Genomic DNA, 23,018 nt, shown 5'->3' on the forward strand with positions numbered 1-23,018 from the left:
CCCGCCGGAAGCGCTTCACCCGCAGGTCGCCGAGGCGGATCGACTGCTTGCGGGTGAACGGCGCCAACTCGACAACCGCGGTGATCAGCGAGGGCCCCTGCGCTGCGGCGATGGTGGCGGCGCCGCCGGAGATCGAGTGTCCGACGAGCACGGCCGGGCCGCCCAGGTGGCGGATCACGGCGAGCAGGTCGTCGGCGATGGCGGTGCGGCTCCAGTCCGGCCAGCCGACGCTGGACTCGCCGCAGCCGCGCAGATCGACCGCGGCGACCCGATAGCCCGCCGCCACCAGCTGCGGGATCACGGGATCGTACGCGGCACGGCTGTCGCCCATGCCGTGCGCGAGAACGATCAGCGGGCCGGACCCCGCCACGTCGTAAGCGATCGTGCCGCCGTCGACGGCAAGGTACTCAGTCATGACACCCCTCAGATCCTGGCTAACCTAGTTAGCTAAAAGCTAATCTCAATAGCCAAACCTGTCAACGCGGGCGCTGTTACGGCTCCCGGAACCGGCTCCAGGCCAGTGACCAGTGACAACGCCCGTTGATCAAGTCTCAGGCCGCTTTGGCGGGCTGACGTAGGTGCCTCTCAGCGACCATGATCGATCTCACCGGACTTTCCTGTACCTCGGCTACTCGCCGTCTGGGCCTTCGCCTCCCTGACCGCCTCACCCGGCGCCCGCGCCCACTACGACCGTCGCAGAGAGGCCAGCGACCGGCACAACCGCAGCCCAGAGAAACCTCTTCAACCGCATGCTCGGGTGCCTGCACCACTGCCTCATCGTCCGCACTGGCTACGACGAGGCGATCGCCTTCCTCACCCCAAAAGCACCCGGCTTCGCTGAGGCCGCTTGACAGATCAACCACATCGGATGTCTGGCGGAACAAGCACGCCACCGACGAACCGGGGTCGTGAACACGGCAAACATTGAGCCCTTTCCAACCTGCCTCTGACATACGGCAGTTGGGATGACAACGTGGTGAAGCCCCTGGTAGATGGGTTTTCGACCAAGAGAACCGTCTCCACCAGAGGCTTCACGTGCTTGTTTACCCGTCGGGCGTCGACGTGTCCAGCTCTGCCCTCCGCTTCCTCACCCAGCAGTTGCGGCGACACCGCCGTACGATCGGCTCCCGTTGGCGGCGCCTGAGCGCCGGCCGTCAGGCCCTGCTGACACTCGCCCATCTGCGAGTGGGACACACGTATGCCCAACTCGCAGCCGGGTTCGGCGTCGGAACCACCACGGCCTACCGCTATGTCACCGAGGCTGTCGAGCTCCTGGCCGCCCTCGCCCCCAGCCTGGCCGACGCGGTGCGGACCGCGTCGGTGAAGGCGTTCGTGATCCTGGACGGCACGCTGCTGCCGATCGACCGCATTGCCGCGGACCGGCCGTTCCACTCCGGCAAACACAAGAAGCACGGGATGAACGTGCAGGTCATCGCCGACCCCTTCGGTCGACTGCTGTGGGCCTCACCGGCCCTGCCCGGCGCCGTCCACGACGTCCGCGCGGCCCGCGAACACGGCATCGTCGACGCCCTCGCCGAGGCCGGCATCAAGTGCTGGGCCGACAAGGGTTACCGGGGTGCCGGCGGCACGGTCCGCATCCCGTGCTGGGGCCGGCGGGACACCCTCTCCGCAGGCCAGAAGGCCGTGAACCGATCCCACGCAAAGATCCGGGCCCTCGTCGAGCAGGCCGTCGCCACCCTCAAATCCTGGCGACTCCTCCGCAAACTGCGGTGCTCGACCACCCGGATCACCAGCCTCGTCCAGGCCGTCCTCACCCTTCATCTGACCAGCTCAGAGTGAAGATGGAAAGGGCTCATTGCCTGATACGGCACTATGGCCTGCGGCGGGTGCGGGGAACAGGTAGGGAGGCCCACTAAGCATGAGCGAGCCGGAGCCCAACGGAAGGCGCAGCGGTGCCCGAACTACTCGCTCTCCTGCGCTTCGGCGATGGAAGCGCGTACTTCCTCCATGTCGAGGCTGCGCGCCTGCTTGATGAGGTCGTCGAAGGCCGCCTCCGGCAGTGCGCCGGCTTGCCGGAACACTGCGATGTTCTCGCGCACGATCATGAGGGTGGGGATCGATGTGATCTCGAATGTCTGGGCTAGTTCGCGCTGGGCCTCGGTGTCGACCTTGGCGAAGACGAGATCGTCGTGCTTTTCCGAGACTCGCTCGAAGATTGGCCCGAACTTGCGGCAGGGGCCGCACCATTCGGCCCAGAAATCGATCACAACGAAGTCGTTGCCGGAGACGACCTCGTTGAAGTTGTCTGCGGTCAGCTCGATGGTGCTCATCAGTGGTGCTCCTGCTTGTGGTCTGAGTAGTTGGTGCTGCGGGGCTGGTCTGGGCGGGCGTCAGGCGTTCCGAGATCGCGGTGCCTGACGCCCTGCCATTCCACGAATGGTTTGCACATGCCATCCGTTCAGTTCTTACGCGGTCATCGGGCGGCGACGGCCTCGGTGGCTTCTTCCTCGTCCGCAGCAGTGGGGGCTGCGTTCTTCGGTCCGCGAAGAGCGATGTAGACGAACAGGGCGCCCATGACGGCAACGCCTGCCCACATGGCCTGCTGCCAGCCGTCGACGAAGGACTGCTGTGCGGCGTGGATGAGGTCCTGCGCGTGCGAGCCGGTGCTGCCCGCGACCTCGACGGCGTTGGCGATGCCTTCGCGTGCGGTGTCCGCGGCCCCCTGGGGGATGCCGTGCAGGCGGTCGTCGATGGCGTTGCGGTATCCGGCGGACAGAAGCGCGCCAAGCAGGGCGACGCCGAGGGCGGTGCCGAATTCGCGGGTGACGTCGTTGAGGGCGGAGGCGACGCCCTGCTTCTCGCGCGGCAGGGAGCTGGTGATGGTCTCGGTGGAGGGCGTCATGGACAGGCCCATGCCGATGCCCATGGCGAGCATTCCGGGCAGGATGGTCAGGTAGCCTCCATCGGCGGAGACAATGAGGGCCATCAGCGCCAGTCCGGCGCCGGCCAGCGCGATGCCTGTGGCCATGGTCGAGCGGGAGCCGATGCGTGCGGCCAGTTTGGGGGCCAGGCCGGACGTCATCATCATCATGATGGCCATGGGCATCATTGCCAGGGTGGACAGCAGGCCCGACCAGCCGAGCACGGCCTGGAAGAAGGGGAAGAGGACCACGGCGATGCCGGCCTGGACGCCGAAGACCACCAGCAGCGTGATCGAGCCGCCGGCCAGGCCACGCTCACGGAAGAGACGCACGTCCAGCAGCGATGCGTCCCTGCGGTGCAGCTCCCAGGCCACGAAGCCGATGGCGGCGATGAGACCGACAGCAAGGCTGATCAGAGTCGCGGGCGCGCTCCAGCCACGGTCTGGCCCTTCCTGCAGGACGAAGATGAGCCCGACCACCGCGACCGTGGAGACCAGCGCGCCGACGGTGTCGAAGCTGTGGGCGGAGCTCTCGCGGGAGTCGGGGACCGACTTCAGCGTCATGGCCAGGGCCACGACGACCAGGATGACGGGCAGGACGAACAGCCAGCGCCAGTCGGCGATGTCGACGAGGAGCGCGGAGAGGAACATGCCCAGGATGCCGCCGCCTCCGGCGACTCCGGTCCACACGCCGATCGCCTTGCCGCGCTGTTCCTTGGGGAAGGTGGAGGTGATGACGGCGAGGGTGATCGGCATGATCATCGCGGCTCCGATACCGCTGGCCACACGCGCGGCCAACATGACCTCGGCCGTCGGGGCGAGGCCCGCCGCGACGCTGGCGATGCCGAAGATGCCCAGTCCGGCGATCAGCATGGGCTTGCGGCCCAGGCGGTCACCGATGGCGCCGAGCGGCAGCAGCAACGCGGCCAGGGCGAGGGTGTAGATGTTGATGATCCACAAAATGGTGCTTTGCGAGGCACCGAACTCGACGGCCATATGCGTCTGGGCGACGTTCAGCCCGGACACTGACGCGATGACGGCCATCAGCGCGATGGAGACGGCAATCAGGATGGCGCGCAGCTGACGCGTATCCGGTGCGCCCTCGCCGCTCCCCTCTGCGGCCGTCACCTGGGGAGGCTGGTTCGTACTCATGGATTCCTCTCAAAAAGGGCATGCGGAGTCAGCGCGCCGGAGCAGGACCGGTCGCCGAAGTGGATGGGGTGGGGCCCGGTCCTGCGCGTGGCTGATCGCGGGCGCTCGGGCCGGTAGGAGCTCTGGCGTCAGGCGGTGGTGCCCTGGGCGGCGGCGAGGGCCGCGTCGGTGTCTGCGGCGGCCAGGAGGGCGTTGATGTGGGAGCCGGCCAGAGCGCCCGCTGCGGCGGAAGCACCCACCTGGGCCGTTAGGTCGGTGGCGTTGCCGGCCACCCACACACCCGGTACCTCGGTGGTGCCGGCCGTGCCCGAGGCGAAGTGGCGCCCCATGTTGTCGGGCAGGTCTTCCATTGGCAGCTTCAGGCCGTCCAGGCCGTCGGTGCGGGCCTGCATCCCGGTGGCGACCGCCAGGACACGGCGCGCCACGAACGTGCCGTCACTCAGGCGCACGCCTGCGATGCCACCGTCCTCGCCGGTCACGACGTCCTGCACCGGGGTGTCGACGATGCGGATGCGGCGGGCGGTGAAGCGCGCTCGGGTCTCCTCGTCGAGATCGGTGCCGCGGGTGAAGTAGACGAGGTCGTCGGTCAGTTGACGGAACAGCAGTGTGTGGTGGAGCGAGGCGGGTCCGGTGGCGAGGATGCCGATCGGCTCGTCGCGTACTTCCCAGCCGTGGCAGTAGGGGCAGTGCACCACGCCGTGCCCCCAGTGTTCGGCGAGGCCGGGCACGTCCGGCAGCACATCGCGCAGGCCGGTGGCCACCAGCACGCGGCGCGCAGTCACGGTGCCACCATCGGCCAGGGTGATGGTGAACCGCAGGTCACCGTCGGCGGCCGGGGCGGCCGGTTCGGCCGAGGCCACCTCGCCGAAAACGACTCGGCCGCCGTACTGGCGCACCTGCTCCCGGCCCCGCTTCAGGATGTCGGGAGGCGGCGTGCCGTCCAGCACGATGAAGCCGTGCATGGCTTCGGCCGGTGCGTTGCGTGGGGTGCCGCTGTCGATCACGACGACCGAGCGACGGGAGCGGGCGAGCATCAACCCACCGTTCAAGCCCGCAGCGCCGCCACCGATCACCACAGCATCCACGGTCTCATCAGGCAGTGCATCGCTCGCGTAGCGGGAAGTCCGCACAGACATGTCGTGCCCTTTCATCGTGCGTGGCCCCAGCTGTTGCGGACCATCTGGACACGACGCTAACCGTGCATTGCATTCAGGGCATACGATGTTGCCCATGGCGCAAGAAGATGGTGACCTGGACAGCCTCGTACGCAAGCGAATCCGCGCCCTGCGGGTCGCACAGGGCTGGTCCCTGGAAGAACTGGCCACCCGCGCCCGGCTCAGCCAGTCCTCGCTGAGCCGCATCGAGAACGGCCAGCGCCGCCTCGCACTGGATCAGCTCGTCATCCTCGCCCGCGCCCTGGACACCACGCTCGACCAGCTCGTTGAGACCGCCGCCGACGACGTCGTCACCAGCCCGATGATCGACGGCACCCACGGTCTGATGCGCTGGCCCATAAAAGGCGACCCCGGCATGAGCGTCGTGCGTCAGCGGATGACCGAACCGCCGCCGGACAATCCCTCGCGCATGCGCGCCCACCCCGGCCGCGAATGGCTCGTCGTCCTGTCCGGCACCGCAATCCTCATGCTCGGCCACCGCCGCTTCCGCATTGAGACCAATCAAGCCGCCGAGTTCCCTACGATGATGCCGCACGCGATCGGCGCCGAGGGCGGCCCGTGCGAGATCCTGGGCATCTTCGACCGCGACGCCCGCCGCGGCCACCAACGCGACGGCGGCGGCTGCGATGCTCAGAGCACCTGCGAGTGACATGTCCCGGGCCCCGCCATGGGCTCGCGAATTTGCGCGTCGGGCAGCACATACGGCCATTGCCTTGCGTTAACGGAAAGCAATCGTGCCGCAAGCGCATGATCGTCTTAATGTGACGGCATGACCCAAGCGCACCCGCACGCCCCCCACCACGGCGCTCCGCACGGCCACGACCAGGAGCACGCGGAGATCCTCGATCTGGACGCCGAGGTCCTCGCCGAGCACATAGCCTCCATCACCGCATGGCTGCCCCTGAAGACCGGCCCGCGCCAGATCGTGGATCTGGGCTGCGGCACGGGTGCGGGCACCTTCGCCCTCCTCGACCGCTTCCCCGACGCGCGCGTCACCGCCGTCGACGCATCCGCCGGACACCTCCAGCACCTGCGCGAAAAGGCATGCGCCCGCAGAGTGGAGGAGCGCGTACGCACCGTGCAGGCCGACCTCGACAACCCGACCTGGCCCGACCTCGGCTCACCGGACCTGGCGTGGGCCTCGGCCTCGATACACCACATGACCCACCCCGGCCGCACCCTGCGCAACGTCCACGACATGCTCGCGCCCGGCGGCCTGTTCGCCGTCGTCGAACTGGCCGGCTTCCCACGCTTCCTGCCCGAAAACGCCCCCAAGGACCGGCCCGGCCTGGAAGAGCGCTGCCACGCCGCGACCGACCGCTTCCACGTCGAGCACGTGCCCCACCGCGGCGCCGACTGGGGGCCGATGCTGACCGCCGCCGGATTCACGGTAGAAGGCGAACGCACCATCGCCGTGAACATCGAGGACTCCCACAGTGGAGCGATCGGCCGCTACGCCCTCGGCAGCCTGCAACGCCTCCGCGGCACCGCGGCCGGGGTGCTCTCCCTCGAGGACCTCGCCGCGCTCGACCGGCTCCTCGACACCGACGGCCCACACAGCATTCTGCGCCGCGACGACCTCGCCGTGCGCACCGAACGCACTGTCTGGGCCGCACGCCGCACCTGATCCTCAGCATCCAAAGTTGCCCGCCGGGCAGCTCCAGTGCCCAATGTCTTGCGTGATACGCAATCCATGATGCTGCTCAGGCATACACCTCGTAGGTTGAACGGCAGAGCCAGCGCAGGCCCCTGCGCAGCACCGCCGCAGCGAACCATTCAGCACAGTGCGTTCGCGGTGGAGAGGAAAGGAGCGTTCCCATGGCTGCACCTCAGCCCCCCTCAGACAAGCAGGCGACGGCCGACAACAGCGCCTCGAATAGCGTGCCTGCCGAATACGAAGCCTGGCGCCAAGGCCGATGGGAAGAGGTCGCCGGAGCGAACGGCAAGGCCAAGGTCGTCGCCAACGGCAAGATCACCGACCGCACCCCCCACACACTCTCCGGCGTCCCCGGCGAGTGGAGCACCACCGAAGCCGGCGCCCTGACCGTGACGGCCACGGCCGCGGACGGCGTGACGGTCGACGGCACGACAGTCGACGGAACGGCGGAAGTTCCCTCCGGCTGCTCCCTGGCGTTTCCCAAGGACATGGTCGGGTTCGCCGGCGGCGCCGACGGCTCCTACGGCCTGGTCGTCATGGACCACGGCGCTGTCGAGCGCTCCGGCCTCAGCGGTATCGACACCTTCCCCTACGACCCCTCCTGGGTCTTCGAAGGCCACTACCGGGCAGCGCCCGAGGGCCGCCGCATCGAAGTGGGACGGCTGACCACCCCGCGCAGCACGGAGGCCATCCTTGCCCCTGTCGACCTGGTCGTGACAATCAACGGCACCAAATACGTGATGGCCGTCCTCCAGGACTTTCCCGGCCAGCGCCTGGTGATCTTCACCGACGAGACCAACGGCGCCGAAACACCGGAGATCGGCCGCTGGCTTGTGCTGCCCCTGCTGGAGCCCGGCACCACACTGACCGTCGACTTCAACCAGGCCACGCTCTCCCATCACCACCTGAACCCGGCCGTCTTCGTCTGCCCCCTCTCCCCGCCCGGCAACCACCTGCCGATGCGCGTCGAGGCCGGCGAGCGCGCCCTGATCCACGACACCACCAACCAGACCCACCCCTGCCAGTAACCCACAGCTCGCATAGTAAGGAAGACCACCATGAGCCAGGACCTCAAGGACAAGGCCGTCACCTATCTCCGCGCCCTTGAGAAGCGCGACTGGGAGACAGCCCGCACCCTCTGCGCAGAGACAGCCACCGTCTGGCACAACGACGGCAAGGGCGAGGAGACGATCGTGAAGAACGTCGAGGGGATGAAGGGGCAGATCGACTCCATCGAATCGATGCGCTACGACATCATCCGCCAGCTCTCCCAGCCGGGCGAAGTCCTCCAGCAGCACGTGGTACACGTGGCCACAAAGAACGGTATGCGCGGCGAGGTACACGCCGCGGTCTACTTCGGCTTCGACGACGCCGGACTGATCACCCGCATCGAGGAGTACGCGAACTTCATCCCCGTCGACCAAGACAGCTAAGACGGCGAAGGTGTCCGTCCTCCGTCGTCACCGCGCTACGGAAGCCGATCGCCGTTCGGCCCCATCCAGTCAAAGCGGGTCGCGGCTTCGCCAGGCACCTGATCGAGAAGTTCGTTCTGCCTCGCCTGCGACAGCGGCCCAACTCGGCGAGCGGCATTGGTAGACAAGCCCTTCAGAGCCCTCGGCGGGGCGGTTGTTCATTCGCACGGACACCCCAACTCCCGTCGGTAGCCTACGTGTTACCCCGGAATCCGGCCGCCGGCGTGTCTCAGGCGGGCGGATGCGGCAGGACGGTGAAGCGGCCGGCGGGAGTGCAGTGCAGCCAGCCCCGGTCCGCCAAGCGCTTGAGCCTGTCACGGACACCGTCTCCACCTGCCCGGGCCCGGTGCCGGCGTACGTGCCGAGCGCATCCAACAGGCGCGACTTCCGCCAAGCTGCCGGCGCCGGGTCCGGTTCCAGCTTCTTCCTCAGCTGCATCACATACATGTCGATGGTTCGTTCGGACGAGGAGGTGTCCCATCCCTGGGTCCGTTCGAGGAGTTGCCTGCGGGTGAAGACGCGGCCGGGTTCTGCGGCCATGGCTGCCAGCACCACAAACTCTCCCGCGAGTACAGACCACCGGGCGGCCCGAGGGGGCCAGCACCTCGTGCTGGAGCGTGTCCACCGTCAGGGGGCCCACCCGCAGAACGCCGTCGTCCGGCAGTGCCGAGTGTTCCACCCGGCGCAGCAGCGTACGGATTCTGGCCATCAGCTCGCGCGGACTGTAGGGCTTGGTCACGTAGTCGTCGGCGCCGAGGTCGAGACCGAACAGCAGGTCGTCCTCGTCGGACCACGTGGTCAGCATCAGGATCCGCATGATCGACTCCTGACGCAGGATCCGGCAAACGTCGTGGCCGTCGACCTTCGGCATCATCACGTCCAGCAACAGCAGGTCGGGGCGCAGCTGCACTCGGCGTCGATCGCCGCCGCAGCTCGACTCGCGAGTCAGCCTGCCACTCCATCCGGCAATTTGTTCCATATCTTCAGAAAAGGAGCGTTATTCATTGCGTGGTCATACGTAGTCATCCCGACTACGTAATTCTTGCCGATGTGATTGTGTTCTTTACTCTGGGATGGTTGACGCTGAGTCAGCCAATCGCGGCGTCCTGTCCGTCGAAGGAACCTGACGGTCGGCCAAGTCCGGTTCGCTAGAGCATCCCGTCACGCTGCTTCGCTTACTCCCGGGAAGGCACGTCCAGCCCGCGCAGCCGTCAGCCGCCGTTACCCACGATGATCTTCGGTCCCTCCCCCTGGGGTAGGACCTCGCCCCTGCTCCGAGGAAGGCAAGCCCAACATGGCATCAGCCCGAGTCACACCCGCCACGAGGCACGGCATACAGCCTGCCGCCGGCGTGGTTTGTGCCGCGGCGATCGCCGCCGGCCTGCTGGCCACCGGCTGCTCCGCAGGTCTCACCGGAAGCGCTGCGAACGTGACGCAGCCAGCCATCGCGGCCACACCGACAGCGCCCGCTACCGGATACGACGGACTGATACAGCTGCCGCTGTCTGCGTACGGCACCTCCGAGCAAGACGACGTCCTGCTGTACCGGACAAACGAGGCGCTGATCACCCGCTGCATGAAAGGCCGGGGACACGCAAGCTATTCAAGCCAGAACACGACTCGGCCCGCCGCGAAGACGAAAGAGGAAAAAGAAGCGATCCACCCGGCTGGCGCCTGGGGCTACATCGGCAGTGCAACCGCGAAGCGCATCGGTTTCCACGTGGCAGTGCCGCTCTCAGCCACCAAAGGCCCGACTGGCCAGGCACTGAAAGACTACAACGCCTGCTTCGACGAGGCGGACAAGCAGCTGCCGTCTCTCGCCGGCACCCAGGGCGGCAAGCTCACCCACGACCTGTTCACCCAGTCGTTCCAGCAGACGGGCTCAGACAGCCGGGTCGGTGCCGCGCGTGAACGCTGGTCGGCCTGTATGAACGCGGCAGGGCACCCGGCCGGCGCTCCCGAGAAGCTGGCCAACGGTCCCTGGGACTCTGACAAGCCGACCGCGAACGAGATCGCCGCGGCCATGGCCGATGAGTCCTGCACACGGTCATCACGTCTGGCCGCCGTCTACTTCGCCGTCCTGGCCGGATACCAGCGGCAGCTCATATCTGCCAACACCAAAGTCCTGACCGGCTACCGGAAACAGGTCCAGGAGCAGATCGACCAGGCGACACGCCTCCTTGCCGCCACTGCCACGACCTAAACCACACCCGCACCCCACGACTCCGGACGCCACCACCGTCCGGCCCCCAACAACACAAGAAAGCAGAACCTCCATGAACCGAAACGTCAAACGGGCGGTCGTGGCCGCCCTGACGACCCTCACGGCGGCGGCCTCACTCACCCTCGCCACCACATCCCCGGCGTCCGCGATCGATAAGGTCACGTGCGGTCCGAGCGACTACCTGAACGTGAAATACCACCTATACAACCAGTATAGTTGGAGCGGCCCGTACAACTCGTGTTTCGCCAACGCCGGAGAGTCTGACTTCGTCAGGTCGGGGACCGTCTGGGTTGACCAGATCTCGACAGGCAACAACCGCGTCCAGTGGTATGGGGACGGCAGGTGGCAGCCCGATCAGCCGATCGGCAAGTGGACCGTCTTCTCCTGGCCGAACCACCCGGGTGGGGTCCGCCTGGATAAGATCAGAATTCTCTGATCCACCAGCGATCTCGGGGACGGCGACGCTTCCAGTGGCCGTCCCCGACCGGCACCGCCACTTGCCACACCCCCGGGAGTCGCCTGCGTGACTGCCGCCTGAAAGCGACGGTGTCCACCACGCGATGCTCGGCATCACACGCCTGCACAACCTCGCCTTCGCCGGATAACGGGCAAAACCAGGTCATCCAGCGCGTCAAAGACCTTTTACGGGACAGCCTTTAGCGCCGCTTCCCGTACTCATCCATAGGCGAGTGCCAAGTGCGGGATCGATTCGACTCAAAGAGAGTAGTCTTCTTAATGAAGAAGAAGTTGATGTCAACCTTGGCCGCTGCGGGCGCCGCGGCCGCAGCCTTCACCGTACTCGGTCCGGCTACAGCCGCTTCGGCCGCAGACAGCGTCAAATGCTATACCGGAACAGATTACCTGCGTGTCTGGGCACACGGTAGCTCACTCGGCGGCAGAAGCGGGGAGTATTGCTGGGCGAACGCGGGGGCAATAAGGTATAACGCATGGATCGACAGAATCCAGACGGGAAACAATAATGTCTGGATTAACGACGCGAATGGCAGTTGGGTATTCTTCCCCAAGTGGACGGACACCTCGTTCCCGAACCGCCCGCCGAATGCCTTCTACATCGTAATTGAATAAAAGTCGCATGATGGTTGCGTGTGCATTTTCCGCCAGATAGTGATCGGCGAGGGCGGATCTCTAGTACGAGAAACCCGGGGCACCCACGCCCGTTGACGCTGGTCACATCTGGCCATACGCAACCGAAAGGAAATTTGAGTGCGCAGGAGGGTGATTTCGATCACCCTCCTGCGCACCCTATGGAACCGTGACGGCATGGGCTTAGCAGAAAGCGCAGTCGTGGTGCTGGTGGGGCGGACACGCGAAGGGGCCTCCCTCTGGGTGGTGGACACGCTGATCCCGGATCCACCGGTTGATGTGCGGCGGTGATATTGCCGGGAACGAGAAAGTGCCCTGTGACATCGGCCGACAGCCCGGACCCGGGGAAACCGTCATCGGACCAGTTCCATCGACTGGCACGGAGCGAGCCACCGACGAACAGAACACGGTGGCGGGCAAGAGCACGACCGGGAAGGGAGAGCAGTCCTCGACCGGCTCATCCGGCTCACCGACGTCGCAGACCACCTCCGCGGAGCACGGAACGGAGGCAGCAGGAGAGGCGGGCAGCGAGAACTCGTCCGAGCAGGCTCCAACGGTCGGCCAGCAACTACTCGCAGCCCGTCTGGGTCGTTTTTGATCTCGTCGATCAGGAGCCGAACTGGGTGGAGCCGTCGTCGGTGACTACGCTGAGCACGGACGTGCCTTCCCAACCCGCGCTGCGAATGCGGAGACCATCACAGGATCATCGGGAAGGTACACCCCTCGCCGACCACAGGTTCCGAGCATTGCTCGACCGACGAGCCACCCTCCGAGGAACCGAATCCCGCTTCCCGAGGGGGGAGCGGGTGGCACTTGAGGGGGAGCAGGTGACGCAGCCGTGGCGACGGGTGGCGGCCCCGGACCGGATGGCAGTACGCCACCCGCCCGCCGCCGACGCATTCTCCGTCCGCTCCCCCCGCTGCGTCCGTCAACTCTCGGTCCACCGCGAGATCAATGACCGGACACGGGCCAGGGCCTGTCAGTAGCGGTAGTGGTCCGCCTTGTACAGGCCGTCGGCCTTGTACAGGCCGTCGGCGTACGCGGCCTGCTCCGGGCGGAGCCTGGTTGGCGCTGTCACGTCGTTGAGTGTGTGAGTGCCTGACGGTGTGCCGGGTGGGCGTTGTCCCTTTGGCTGGCCGACGCCTGGGATGATCTTGTGGTTGGTCGTGCCGGGGAGGGGTTTGCTCGCGTCATCCGCGTTGCCGTCGTACAAGGCCACCCGTACCCGGTGGAGATCATCTCGCACTGCGTGTGGCTGTACTTCCGCTTCCCGCTCAGCTTCCGCGAGGTCGAAGAGTTGATGCTGGAGCCCGGCGTGGTCGTCTCCCACGAGACCATCCGGTGGTGGTGCCTGAAGTTCGGGCAGGCCTACACCAACGCGCTGCGCCGCCGGCGCCTCCGCCCGGGGGACAAATGGCCCTACTGGTGCCCGTCGCCGGGGCCGTCCTCCAGCAGCGCGGCGTCGTAGGCCAGCAGGGCGATTTGCACCCGGTTGTCGAGGTCGAGTTTGGCGAGGATGCGGGAGACGTGGGTCTTCACGGTGGCCAAGCTCATGAACAGTTCGGTGGCGATCTGGGCGTTGGCGAGTCCGCGGCCGATGGCCACGGCGACCTCACGCTCGCGGTCGTTGAGCACGGCGAGCCGGTCACGCACGCGTGCGTGCCGGGCGTCGGCCGCGGTGCCGGCCGCATGTCGCATCAACTGCCGGGTGACGGCGGGCGACAGGACCGGGTCGCCCGCCGCGACCCGGCGTACGGCGGCCACGATCTCGGCGGGCGGGGTGTCCTTGAGGACGAATCCGGCGGCGCCGGCGCGCAGGGCGTGCAGCACCTGCTCGTCCGCGTGGAAGGTGGTGAGCATCACGACCTGTGGCGCGTCGGCCCGCGCGCGCAGCCGCTCGGTGGCCGTGAGCCCGTCCACGGACGGCATGCGGATGTCCATCAGGACGACGTGCGGCCGGGTGCGCTGCACGAGCGTCTCGGCCTCCGCGCCGTCGGCGGCTTGCCCGACGATCTCGATGTCCTCGGCCCCGCCCATCATCAGGGCGAGCCCAGCCCGTACGAGCGGGTCGTCGTCGACGAGGAGAAGTCTGATCGGCGTCACAGTCATGGGTTACGCAATCACGGGCGGGCGAAGGAGGGCGGATGGTCGTGGGCGGGCGATCGTCAATTGTGGCGGACGAAGGCCGGTGGGCGGAGGCGGGGGTGGCCATCGTGCACCAAGCACTCCCGGCCGGCGGTCGGGCCGCCCAGGGGCCAGGGTCCCTGGGCGGGCTCCTCAGGACTCCCCCCACGGCAGCCAGGCCCGCACCTCGAAGCCCCCGGCGGTCGTGGTGCCGTGTTCCAGGCGGCCGCCTGTGAGGATCGCGCGTTCGGTGAGGCCAATCAGGCCCTGGCCTGAACCGGGGACCGGTGGCACCTCTGAGGGCGGGGCCGGGTTGGTGACTGTGAGGGTCAGGCCGTCACCGGGAGTGCCGACGAGGCGGACCCTTACCTCGGTGCCAGGGGCGTGTTTGCGGGCGTTGGTCAGGGCTTCCTGAGCGATGCGGTAGGCGGTGCGGCCGACGGAGGCGGGAACGGCGGCCGGGTCGGCGACGCGGCGGTCGAGGACGACCTTCATACCCGCCTCACGGGACTCGGCGACCAGAGTCTCCAGCGCGGCAAGCGTGGGCTGCGGCCGACCACCGCCAGCCTCGTCGGAATCACCGGCCCGGAGCACGCCGATGATCTCCCGCAGGTCCTGCAACGCCTCGTGGGCACTCTCCCGAATGACGCCGGCAGCCCGCACGACCTCCTCACGCGGCGCGTCCGGCCGGAACTCTAGGGCACCCGCGTGCACACTCAGCAAAGTGAGCCGGTGTGCGAGGACGTCGTGCATCTCGCGGGCGATGGCCTCGCGGGCCAGCCGCTGGGCCTGCTCGGCACGCAGCCGCGCCTCGGTCTCCGCCCGGTGCGCCCGGTCCCTGAGGCTCAGCATCAGCATCCGTTTGGAACGGACGAGCATGCCCCAGCCGATGATCGACACGGTGAGCAGCGCGGTGAACACGACGACTGCGGTGTACGGCATGCGGGGGTCGGGTCGCAGCCAGTAAAGGAGCGGGACCAGCGCGAGGTAGACGCCACCGATCCAGGCCACGTAGCGGAAGGGTCGGTGCACAGCGAGCGTGAAAACGGCCACCATCGCCGCCCCACCCGAGGTGATGGACAGCAGACCGACCGGGAGCAGCGCGATGGCAAGGCCGACCGGCCACCGGCGCCGCAGCCAGACCGCCGCACAGGCAAGCGCGCCGAGCGTCTGGTCAAGGACCGCGAGGAGATGTGACAGGCCTGGATCGTCGGGCAGGGAGTGCGCGGCCACCAGGCCGAGGACGACAGCCAGCAGGAAGCAGGAGAAGTCGACGACCCAGTCGCGCACGGTGCGCCCCGCCCGCCGGCCGGGGGTGCGGGCATCCGGGTCCAGCTCGTGGACCAGCGCGGACGGGAACAGCCACCGACGCCCCCCCAGTCCCTGAGGCGTCCCCATCGGCTCGTTAGTACTCACGATCGACAAATCTACGCGCGGCAGACCGCCGGGGACGCGCCGCGCAAGGGATCGCAAACCAAAGTCGCATCACTGTGGACTTTCGGTGCAGTGGCTTCATCGAGAAGCTCGCCCATGACCGCGTTCACTGGCGACAACGGCTCGGGGAAGACTACGGCGTGTGAAGCACTGCTGCGGATGTTCGGGACAACCGGACAGGAAGGGCTGCTGCTGGGTACTGTCGGGCCGGGCAGGCCGAGCGGTCTTCAGGTCCACGTAGGCGCGCAGAACGGCGAACGCCACCGAGTGGCGCAGCCCGTGTCCCTTGGTCTTTGCGGCCCGCCAGCTGGAGGAGGCGGAGACCGCCGTCGACGACGGCATCGGGCTGCGCAGCCGCGGCGGGGGACCTCCAGGCGCGGGTCGAACGAGCCATCAACAAGCTCAAGCAGTAACGCACCGTGGCCACTCGGTAAGACAAGCGCGGCTACGTCTTCCTGGGCACCGCCACCACCGAAGCCCTGGTATCTGCTTCGGAGCTGAGTCCCGGCCTCACAAGGCGATCGGTCGATACGCCAAAGCCTGATCGACGACCTCATCAACCGAAAACTCCCGCTCCGGCGGCCCGCGCCGTCTCGCCGGAGGCGGCGAGGGCGTCGATCAGGCCGGGCCGAAGACAGCCGGCTCACACCGCAGCATCGCGACGTCCGCGAGGCAGTCCCCGCTGAGTGCGACCGCCAGGGCGACGTCCAGGTCTTCGGCAGACCGGCGCGGATGCGCGCGTCGAGCACCCGGCCCTGCACGGACTTGACCACGACGAGATCGAGGACCACGACGTCCGGCCGGAAGGACCGCAGCCGGTCCATCTCCTCCTCCCCGGTCCCGGCGGCGACGTCATGGCTCTGACGGCGCAGGGCCAGGGCGACGCCCTCACGGACGACACGGTCGTCTTCGATCAGCAGTACACGTGGAATGGGCTCAGTGTCGTATGGCGCTCGCCAGACGGGCGGAATTTCACTGGATGATCACATGGGCGAGGGTCCGAGAGGCGTTATTTATTCGTTACCAGTTGGGCCATGTCCGATCACATGCCAGTCACAACCTAAATGGCTGTGACAGTGAACGAAGCAAGGTTCTCCAGTCCCCGCCTCCGGAAGGGACGCCGCACACGCCACCTCACAGAGCAGGAAGAACCAACTACTGGGAGGCTTGGCCGCGTTGGCCGCCCCCGGAGCGTTCGATTGCGCGGTGGCGGCGTGGTCACCACCCGACGCGAAACGGTCCCCGGCGGCGGCCGGATCGGGCCCACGCGCCGAGCCCACCCGACCGGCGCGGCCGACCAGCGAGTCGCCGGGGCCGACACCCGCACAGAGCGGCGGACTCTCCATACCTCTGACGGGTCCGGAAACGTTCGTCACCGCGCCCGGCACGAGCGTAAAGGCGGGCCAAGGGAAGGTACTGCGCTGCCGGGTCGAGGTGGAGAACGGCATCGCACTGTCCGCCACGGGCACCGCCAAGGAAGTGGAGCGCGTGCTGAGCGATCCGCGCGGCTGGACGGCCGACGGCCACTCGGCGTTCCAGCCGGTATCCAGCGGGGCCACCGACTTCGTGATCCGGATCGCCGCACCAGGAACCGTCGACGACATCTGCGGACAGTACGGCCTCGACACCGGCGGCAAGGTCAACTGCAGCGTCGACCGCAACCTCATGGTCAACCTCAGACGCTGGGAACAGGCGACCTCCGTCTACGCGAAAGACGTCACCGCCTACCGGACACTCGTCATCAACCACGAGGTGGGCCACTTCCTCTGCCACGGCCACGTCACCTGCCCGGCAAGGGGAAAACGGCCCCGCGATGATGCAGCGAATCAAGGGCATGCACGGCTGCGTCCCCAACGTCTGGCCGTACGACACCGACGGGAACCTGATCACCGGCCCCGCCGTCCCGTGAGCGCCACGGTGTCGCATGCTCCGCCCGCCAGAGCCCAGGACCGCAGCCCCGCCCAAGGCGAGTGCTGCTCGCTTCGCCGCGGACCCCACCCCAGACGGCACGCACACCGCCGCCGGCGCATCCGCGGGCCACCCGTGGACGCCATTGCGCGACCGGTCGGCCCTACGGTCGCGGATCTCCCGTTCCGAATCTGAATCCTGAGGAGTTCAAGTGGAGTTACGAGCACGATCCAGACGTGCGGCCGCGGCGGCGGGAGTCGCCTCCGCGGTCCTTGTACTGAGCGGGCTCCCGGGCGGGGCGGCCCAGGCCGCACTTCCCGGTGAACCGGCCGGCGGACGTTCCGGGGCGGCGGCCCACAACGGCGTCCCTGCGTCCACTTCGGTGAAGACGGTGACGCTGATCACCGGTGACCGGGTCCTGGTGGACGGTGCTGGCCGAGTTGCCGGGGTGAAGCGTGCGCAGGGCCGGGATGGTGTGTCGTTCTCGGTGCGGGAGACTGCCGGGCACACCCTTGTCGTCCCTGGCGATGCCGAACTTCTCCTTGCCGATGGCAAGTTGGACCAGCGGCTGTTCGACGTGACCCAACTGGTCGCGGATGGCTACGACGACTCGAACCGTTCCGACCTGCCGTTGATCGTCACGTTCCAGGACCGGAAGACGCCCTCGATGACTCCCTTCACCGCGGTCGGGGCGCGGATGGGCCGTCACCTGTCCGTCGTCAACGGCAGGGCGATGCGCCCGGTGAAGAAGCGTGCCGCCGAGTTCTGGAACGCCGTGACCGGCGCCGCCCGCACCAAGGCCGCGGGCCACAGCGCCCAGGGAGTGACGGAGTTCACCGACTCGACCAGAGTGGCGAAGGTGTGGCTGGACGGCAGGCGCCGGGCCGCCCTTGACAAAAGCGTCCCGCAGATCGGCGCGCCGACCGCGTGGGCCGCCGGTTACGACGGCACCGGTGTCAAGATCGCCGTACTGGACACCGGAGTGGACACGACCCACCCCGACCTGGCGGGCAAGGTGACCGCGGAGAAAGTCTTCGCCGACTCCGCCAGCCCCGGCGACAAGGTCGGCCACGGTACCCATGTGGCATCCATCGCGGCCGGCACGGGAGCCAAGTCGGGCGGCAGGTACAAGGGGGTCGCACCGGGAGCGGCGATCCTCAACGGCAAGGTCCTGGACGACGGCGGCTTCGGTACGGACTCCGACATCATGGCCGGCATGGAATGGGCGGTGGCCGAGCACGCCGACATCGTCAACCTCAGCCTCGGCGGCGAGGACACGCCCGGCATCGACCCGATGGAGGAAACCGTCAACCGGCTGTCCGCCGAGACGGGAACGCTGTTCGTCATCGCGGCCGGAAACTCGGGCGAGGCGGGTGAGCGGACGGTCGCCTCGCCGGGCAGCGCCGATGCCGCGCTCACCGTCGGCGCGGTCGACAAGGCCGACCGGCTCGCCGACTTCTCCAGCCGGGGTCCGCGCGTCGGGGACAGCGGCGTCAAGCCCGACCTGACGGCGCCCGGCGTCGCCATCACCGCCGCCGCGGCCTCGGGCAGTAGCTTCGAGGGTTCGTACCCCTCCGACTCCCCCGGATACGTCACCCTCAGCGGCACCTCCATGGCAACCCCACACGTCGCGGGCGCCGCCGCGCTCCTCGCCCAGCAGCACCCCGACTGGAGCGGTGAGCGCCTGAAGGCAGCGCTCACCGGCTCCGCCAACCCTGGCTCGTACAGTTCCTTCCAGCAAGGCACGGGACGCACCGACCTGGCCCGGGCGCTGAACCAGAAGGTGGTCACCGAGCGGGGCCCGCTCAGCTTCGGCATCCAGCAGTGGCCGCACAACGACGACGAACCGGTGACTAAGCAGGTCACGTACCGCAACCTCGGCACCGTAGCGGTCACCCTGGACCTGTCCGTCGACGCCTTCTCAGTGGACGGCAAGCCCACCGCCGAGGGCATGTTCACCGTCTCCCCGCGGCGGCTCACCGTCCCCGCAGGCGGCGAAGCGAGCGCCGACGTCACGGCGGACACCCGCGCCGGCACCGTCGACGGCACGTTCGGCGGCTCCGTCTCGGCCGTCTCAGCCGACGGCACGGTGCAGGTACGCACCGCCGTCGGGGTGGAGCGCGAAGTCGAGTCGTACAACCTGACGCTGAAGCACATCGATGAGAACGGCAGGCCGACCGGCGATGCCGCCACCCAGGTCATGGGCTACGACAGGGACTTCTACTCCCGCTATGCCGCTGAGCATGACGGCGAGGTCTCGGTGCGGCTACCCAAGGGCGAATACAGCCTCAACGGTGTGATCCATCCCTCCGCCACGTCCCCCACCCACGCCATTCTGGTGCAGCCGAGACTGCGGCTGGACGCGGACACTACCGTCACCGTCGACGCCCGCCGGGCACGGCCGGTGCAGATCAACGTGCCCGACCCGGTGGCCGAGAACACCGACGCCACGTTCGCGGTCGGCTTCGACCGGGCCGGGGACCTGGCCGCGGCCAGATGGCGGTACATGCTCCCGACCTTCCAGGGCACGAGCTTCGGGCAACTCGGCCCTGAGCTGCCCGCGGACGAGGCGTTCGCCCAGTACTCCGGAGCCTGGACACGCCGGGACGACGCGGGCCGACCCGTCGCCTACCACCTGTCCTGGGAGCGCACCGGCCAGCTGGGCGGCTTCACCGCCAACGTCGAGCGGAACCGGCTCGCCAAGGTCACCGTCCAGGCCGGGGCCCCCGTCGAAGGCAGAAGTGTCCAGGTCGCAATGTCCCCCCACCTGCGGGACGGCAGCTTCGTCAACGGCTACACCCTGGATGACGCCCTGCCCCTGAACATCACCCACTACATCCTCGACAACGGCGTCACATGGTCCATCCGCATGTGGCAAATCAGCGGCGAGGGGGACGACTGGCGCCCCGAGTCCTTCCTCATGCGGATGCCCCGGACCTGGAAGGCCGGCCACAGCTACACCGAGCGGTTCAACGTCGGCGTCTTCGGCCCGACGCTGAACAACACCGAGGGGCCGACCATGGGATTCCCCGGTGCCGTGCGGTACGGCAACGTCATCAGGGCCTATCTGCCCCTGTTCGGCGACGGCTCCGGGCACTGGGGGGAAAGCGGCTACACCGCGGTGCACAGCTCACTGCGGGCCGACGGCAAGGAGATCCCCGACCAGTACGGAATCCCGCCGACCGACGGCGCCACCGAGTACACCGTCCCCGCCCGGGACAGCGCGTACGAGCTGACCCTGGATACATCCCGTGATCCTGCGGTGTATTCGGTCAGCACCAGGATCAGGGCGGAGTGGACCTTCCGTTCGGCCGAAACTCCAACTGAAGAGCCGACTGCGCTGCCTCTATCGGTGATCCGCTTCTCCCCGGACCTGACCCTGTCCAGCACGGCGAAGGCGGGGAAGCGGTTCGACGTGCCCTTCATCATCGAGGGAGCGGCCGCCGGACAACGGCCCTCGAAGCTCGCCTTCGAGGTCTCGTACGACGAGGGGGCCACCTGGCGGCCCGCCGAGACCGTCGGCTCCACACACCTGTCGCTGAAGCACCCGGCGAAGGCGGGCTCAGTGTCGCTGCGCGCCAGCCTGACCGACCGTGACGGCAACACACTGACCGAGACGATCGAACGCGCCTATCGCACCACTCCGTAACCGGCCACTTGCTGCCCCGACCCCGCCCGGCACGGCTGCCACGCCGCCCGGGCGGGGTTGTCGGTGAGCGCTCGTGGCAGTGGTCACCGGTTGTGGGCGTGGTCGACCGCGGCAGAGCTGGGGGTGTCGCCGATCCGGTTCGGACTGGCGGACGGGCCGCCCGCCCGCAGCTCGGCCACGGTCTGCGCGACGTCGTCGGCGTAGAAGCGGAAGGCACGGGCCTCGGCGGGTGTGCCCAGGGTGCCTACGTACCGCACCGGCTCGGTCACCTCGACGGCGACGCCGTTCTCGTCCACGGCCGCCAACTTGCTCTCCGGGAACTTCCGGTCCGGGCGGACGGAGGCGATGCAGTTGGCCGGGGTTGCGGATGTCCAGTAGAGCGCCGTAACGCAGGCGCAGTCAGCCGTCGGCCCCGATCACATGCGGGCGCACCACGCAGAAGGTATGCAGGGCGAGGCGAAGTAGCAGCCCCAGACGTCCAGGACGAGTGTGACGGCGTGTACGACGGGTCAGGGGATCAGCAGGGCCACGGTCTCTACGACGCAGACGAAGAGGAAGCCGAACATGACCGCGCCCGGACGACAGCAGCCCACTGACCACCCCGTCTCCCCGCGACGGCGGCGAATGCCGTGCGTCGGCGCGGGGAGAGGCGCGGTCAGTGGGGCGCGGTCAGGGAGAGGTGATCAGTGGGTCTCCGCCGCGCAGGCGCGGTCGTGCGAGGGCCGCTCGCCCGTGGTCAGGAAGCTGGTCACCGCGTCGTTCGCGCACTCGTTCTTGCCGAACGGGTAGACGCCGTGACCGCCCTGGTCGGCCGTGACCATCGTGGCCCGCTTGCCAAATGCCTGCCGCAGCTTGCGGGCAGCGACCAGCGGCGTACCGGGGTCGCGCTCGTTCTGCACCATGAGGACGTTCGACGGGCCCCGGTCGCTGATGCGCACCTGCGGCTCGACCGGGTTGGTCGGCCAGTACGCGCACGGGCCGATGTTGGCGGTCATCGCGCCCAGCATCGGGTAGCGGAGCCGGTCGATGGCGACGTGCGCCTGGTAGGACAGAATCGAGCGCGGCCAGCGCGAGTCGCCGCAGATCACGGCGAGACGGCCGGAGGAGGAGTTCTCCAGGTTCTCCCAGGGCAGCGCGGGAGGCGTGGCCGGCAGCGGTGTGTCCGTGTCGACGGCCTTCCACAGCTTGGCTAGCTCGGTCATGCCCGCCTCGGTGTAGAGGGAGCCGAAGGTGGCACCCCGGAAGAGGGTGCCGTTGACCTCCCGGACCGGCTTCTTGTCCAGGCGCGCGGCAAGCTCGTAGTACTTCGCGGTCACCTGCGCGGGGGTGGTGCCCAAGCCGTACTCGGGGCGCTCGGCGGCGAACTTCGCGAAGTCCGGGAAGCGGTCCTGGAGGCCGCGGGCGAACATCCGCGTGGCGGTCGCGTCGTAGCCGCCAGGGCCCAGGTTGCTGTCGAGCACGATCCGGTCGCTGTGCTGCGGGAACATCGTCGTGTACACGGCGCCGAGGTAGGTGCCATAGGACGTTCCGTCGTACGAGATCTTCGGTTCGCCCAGCGCGACCCGGATACGGTTCATGTCTCGCGCGGTGTTCGCGGTGGTGGTGTACGGCAGCAGCGATGCCGTCTTCGAGGTGGCGCACTGCTTGGCGACGGTCTTCGCGTAGGTCGCCTCCTTCGCAACGTCGGCGAGGGTGTCCGGCTGCTTCGGGAAGTTGCCCCGGGCCTGCTGCTCCGGCGTCAGGTCGCAGGTCACGGGGGTGCTGTGGCCGATGCCGCGCGGGTCGAACCCGATCACGTCGTAGGTGTCCAGGACGCTCTGCGGCAGACCGCTTAGCTTGAGCAGGGCCGGGTAGTTGAGTCCGGCCCCGCCGGGGCCGCCCGGATTGGTGAACAGCACGCCCCGGCGCTTTTCCGGCTTCGTGCTCGCCAGGCGGGAGATCGCGACCTCGATCTTCTTCCCCTCCGGGTGCCGGTAGTCAAGCGGGACCTTGAGGGTCGAGCACTCCAGCCCCGGCAGGGCGGCGTCCTTGGGACAGTCACCCCATTGCACGGTGCTCTGCGTCTTCACGCTCTGCGCCTCTGCCGCCGAGCACCCAGGGACCGCGACCACCACCATCACGGCGGCGGTGAGGCTGAGGGACAACGTTTTGTGCATGTGGTTTCTCCTGGGCGGCGCTCTCGGACTCCGGGCGCCTGGATCGAAGGGCGGGGGACGTAGGGACGGGGTGAGGTCAGGT

18 protein-coding genes and 5 pseudogenes are annotated in these 23,018 nt (G+C 68.1%); 13 read left to right on the forward strand and 10 right to left on the reverse strand.

Annotated features, from left to right (window positions below; all coding sequences use genetic code 11):
- Window positions 1-415, reverse strand: a 415-nt coding sequence (locus ACWC91_RS36030; protein WP_450726218.1) for an alpha/beta fold hydrolase, incomplete at its 3' end; no start/stop codon positions are given.
- A 225-nt stretch (window positions 416-640) separates the two neighbouring features.
- Between ACWC91_RS36030 and ACWC91_RS36035 the strand changes: the two are divergent.
- Together ACWC91_RS36035 and ACWC91_RS36040 are read left to right on the forward strand one after the other, a co-directional pair.
- Window positions 641-851 (forward strand): annotated as a pseudogene (locus tag ACWC91_RS36035) (IS110 family transposase); the annotation flags it as partial.
- A gap of 184 nt (window positions 852-1,035) precedes the next feature.
- Entirely contained in the window at window positions 1,036-1,800 is a 765-nt protein-coding gene (locus ACWC91_RS36040; protein ID WP_450726220.1) for an IS5 family transposase, read from the forward strand.
- 122 nt (window positions 1,801-1,922) lie between these two features.
- Here the strand turns inward: ACWC91_RS36040 and trxA are convergent, their stop codons facing one another.
- The 3 genes from trxA to ACWC91_RS36055 all read right to left on the reverse strand — a co-directional run bounded on the left by trxA (window position 1,923) and on the right by ACWC91_RS36055 (window position 5,169).
- Complete coding sequence (trxA, locus tag ACWC91_RS36045) at window positions 1,923-2,291, reverse strand: thioredoxin (protein ID WP_450640689.1); 369 nt, start codon at window positions 2,289-2,291, stop codon at window positions 1,923-1,925.
- A gap of 143 nt (window positions 2,292-2,434) precedes the next feature.
- The gene (locus tag ACWC91_RS36050) at window positions 2,435-4,033 is read right to left on the reverse strand and encodes an MFS transporter (protein WP_281155400.1); all 1,599 of its coding nucleotides are present in this window, start codon (window positions 4,031-4,033) and stop codon (window positions 2,435-2,437) included.
- A 128-nt stretch (window positions 4,034-4,161) separates the two neighbouring features.
- Window positions 4,162-5,169, reverse strand: a complete 1,008-nt coding sequence (locus ACWC91_RS36055) for an NAD(P)/FAD-dependent oxidoreductase (RefSeq protein ID WP_450640745.1) — start codon at window positions 5,167-5,169, stop codon at window positions 4,162-4,164.
- 94 nt (window positions 5,170-5,263) lie between these two features.
- On the opposite strand from ACWC91_RS36055, the gene ACWC91_RS36060 reads away from it, so the two are divergent.
- The 4 genes from ACWC91_RS36060 to ACWC91_RS36075 all read left to right on the forward strand — a co-directional run bounded on the left by ACWC91_RS36060 (window position 5,264) and on the right by ACWC91_RS36075 (window position 8,298).
- On the forward strand, window positions 5,264-5,857 hold the full coding sequence (locus ACWC91_RS36060) for a helix-turn-helix domain-containing protein (RefSeq protein ID WP_450640691.1): 594 nt from the start codon (window positions 5,264-5,266) through the stop codon (window positions 5,855-5,857).
- 120 nt (window positions 5,858-5,977) lie between these two features.
- A complete protein-coding gene (locus ACWC91_RS36065; protein ID WP_450640693.1) occupies window positions 5,978-6,835 on the forward strand; it encodes a class I SAM-dependent methyltransferase in 858 nt (285 codons plus the stop codon).
- A gap of 191 nt (window positions 6,836-7,026) precedes the next feature.
- Window positions 7,027-7,893 carry a DUF1684 domain-containing protein gene (locus tag ACWC91_RS36070; protein WP_450640694.1) on the forward strand — a complete coding sequence of 289 codons (867 nt, stop codon included), beginning with the start codon at window positions 7,027-7,029 and terminating at the stop codon, window positions 7,891-7,893.
- A 30-nt stretch (window positions 7,894-7,923) separates the two neighbouring features.
- Window positions 7,924-8,298: a nuclear transport factor 2 family protein gene (locus ACWC91_RS36075; protein ID WP_281155396.1), complete on the forward strand. Its 375-nt coding sequence runs from the start codon at window positions 7,924-7,926 to the stop codon at window positions 8,296-8,298.
- 378 nt (window positions 8,299-8,676) lie between these two features.
- Here ACWC91_RS36075 and ACWC91_RS36080 read toward each other — a convergent pair.
- Window positions 8,677-9,235: pseudogene (locus ACWC91_RS36080) on the reverse strand (response regulator transcription factor); the annotation flags it as partial.
- Between the two features lie 396 nt (window positions 9,236-9,631).
- Here ACWC91_RS36080 and ACWC91_RS36085 point away from each other — a divergent pair.
- From ACWC91_RS36085 to ACWC91_RS36105, 5 genes and pseudogenes are all read left to right on the forward strand, one after another.
- Window positions 9,632-10,540: a hypothetical protein gene (locus ACWC91_RS36085; protein ID WP_450640696.1), complete on the forward strand. Its 909-nt coding sequence runs from the start codon at window positions 9,632-9,634 to the stop codon at window positions 10,538-10,540.
- A gap of 73 nt (window positions 10,541-10,613) precedes the next feature.
- Window positions 10,614-10,997, forward strand: coding sequence for a beta/gamma crystallin domain-containing protein (locus ACWC91_RS36090; protein ID WP_281155394.1), 384 nt, complete (start codon window positions 10,614-10,616; stop codon window positions 10,995-10,997).
- Between the two features lie 83 nt (window positions 10,998-11,080).
- A pseudogene (locus ACWC91_RS36095) lies at window positions 11,081-11,166 on the forward strand (IS5/IS1182 family transposase); the annotation flags it as partial.
- A 130-nt stretch (window positions 11,167-11,296) separates the two neighbouring features.
- On the forward strand, window positions 11,297-11,647 hold the full coding sequence (locus ACWC91_RS36100; RefSeq protein WP_281155393.1) for a beta/gamma crystallin domain-containing protein: 351 nt from the start codon (window positions 11,297-11,299) through the stop codon (window positions 11,645-11,647).
- Between the two features lie 1,166 nt (window positions 11,648-12,813).
- Window positions 12,814-13,082 (forward strand): annotated as a pseudogene (locus ACWC91_RS36105) (hypothetical protein); the annotation flags it as partial.
- 2 nt (window positions 13,083-13,084) lie between these two features.
- Here the strand turns inward: ACWC91_RS36105 and ACWC91_RS36110 are convergent.
- The 3 genes and pseudogenes from ACWC91_RS36110 to ACWC91_RS36120 all read right to left on the reverse strand — a co-directional run.
- Window positions 13,085-13,768 (reverse strand): response regulator, encoded by a 684-nt coding sequence (locus tag ACWC91_RS36110; protein WP_281155402.1) that lies wholly within the window; start codon window positions 13,766-13,768, stop codon window positions 13,085-13,087.
- A 174-nt stretch (window positions 13,769-13,942) separates the two neighbouring features.
- The gene (locus ACWC91_RS36115) at window positions 13,943-15,187 is read right to left on the reverse strand and encodes a sensor histidine kinase (RefSeq protein WP_281155392.1); all 1,245 of its coding nucleotides are present in this window, start codon (window positions 15,185-15,187) and stop codon (window positions 13,943-13,945) included.
- Window positions 15,188-15,993: 806 nt separating this feature from the next.
- Window positions 15,994-16,155, reverse strand: a pseudogene (locus tag ACWC91_RS36120) (DNA-binding response regulator); the annotation flags it as partial.
- Window positions 16,156-16,429: 274 nt separating this feature from the next.
- Between ACWC91_RS36120 and ACWC91_RS36125 the strand changes: the two are divergent.
- Together ACWC91_RS36125 and ACWC91_RS36130 are read left to right on the forward strand one after the other, a co-directional pair.
- On the forward strand, window positions 16,430-17,326 hold the full coding sequence (locus ACWC91_RS36125; protein ID WP_450640747.1) for a DUF3152 domain-containing protein: 897 nt from the start codon (window positions 16,430-16,432) through the stop codon (window positions 17,324-17,326).
- A 16-nt stretch (window positions 17,327-17,342) separates the two neighbouring features.
- Window positions 17,343-20,780, forward strand: coding sequence for a S8 family serine peptidase (locus ACWC91_RS36130; protein WP_450640698.1), 3,438 nt, complete (start codon window positions 17,343-17,345; stop codon window positions 20,778-20,780).
- Window positions 20,781-20,863: 83 nt separating this feature from the next.
- Here ACWC91_RS36130 and ACWC91_RS36135 read toward each other — a convergent pair whose 3' ends face one another.
- Entirely contained in the window at window positions 20,864-21,076 is a 213-nt protein-coding gene (locus ACWC91_RS36135) for a hypothetical protein (RefSeq protein ID WP_281155390.1), read from the reverse strand.
- Window positions 21,077-21,463: 387 nt separating this feature from the next.
- On the reverse strand, window positions 21,464-22,936 hold the full coding sequence (locus ACWC91_RS36140; RefSeq protein ID WP_281155389.1) for an alpha/beta hydrolase: 1,473 nt from the start codon (window positions 22,934-22,936) through the stop codon (window positions 21,464-21,466).
- Window positions 22,937-23,018 lie beyond the last annotated feature (82 nt).

Source organism: Streptomyces sp. NPDC001204 (assembly GCF_053598035.1).